This window comes from Tolypothrix sp. VBCCA 56010, from assembly GCF_050875635.1.
Lineage (GTDB): Bacteria > Cyanobacteriota > Cyanobacteriia > Cyanobacteriales > Nostocaceae > Hassallia.
Map to the genome: position 1 here is coordinate 1 of NZ_JBPAOH010000378.1, position 873 is coordinate 873.

Sequence of the window (873 nt, forward strand, 5' to 3'; positions counted from 1 at the left end):
TTTCGCCCGCTTTGGTCCTGCAAAGCGGAGGTACCCAAACCGGGGGTGGCGGACAGGGCCCCGGCGAGGGCTCGGCCGGAAGCGGCGGTAGCGGTAGCGGTGGAACCGGGTCGCCCGGTACGGGCCCCAGCGGAATGGGTGGCCTCAGCGGTCAGTCTAACACCCACACCGGCGGCCACCTCACCCGCCTCCCGATGGTCAAGTGGAACGGGCGCGGGGATACCGCCGTGGACTTCACGCTTTTGCACGGCAGCCTCGGCAACTTGAACGATGTCTTCGGCCACGGTTGGTCGCACACGTACGAGGCCCGCATCACGCATTCGGCGGGCGTTAGTGCGACCCTGCGCATGCCGGATGGCCTCACCGTGCCCTACGCCGAGACCAGCGGGACCTTCACCCCGCCCGCCGGCTGGTACCACACCCTAGTTCGCAACGGCAACAGCACCTGGACGCTTACCTTCAAGAACCAGCGCAAGTGGAATTTCAATACCGCCGGTCGCTTAAGTTCGGTCGTCGACCGCAACGGCAACACGGTGACCGTGAACCGCGGGACCGGCGGCGAGATCACCAGCATCACCACGCCGGATGGCCGCGCCCTCACCTTCGCCTACACCAGCGGACGCGTCAGCAACATCACCGACCCCTCCTCGCGGGTCTGGAGCTTTAGCTACAACGGTGCCGGGCAACTCACCGGCGTCACCTACCCCGCGCTGGGCGGACAAAACTTCACGCGGCAGTTCACCTACAACGCGACGCACGACATCCTCACCGAGACCGACCTGCGCGGCAACGTGTGGAGCTGGACGTACGACAGCAGCGAGCGCGTCACGAGCGCCACCGACCCCCTGAACCGCATGACCACCTTCGCCTACG

Annotated in this window: 1 protein-coding gene; it reads left to right on the forward strand. The window is 66.6% G+C overall.

The window, feature by feature from the left end; translation table 11 throughout:
* Nucleotides 1-134: 134 nt before the first annotated feature.
* A partial coding sequence (locus tag AABK37_RS41590; RefSeq protein ID WP_432557212.1) for a DUF6531 domain-containing protein occupies nucleotides 135-873 on the forward strand: 739 nt, incomplete at its 3' end.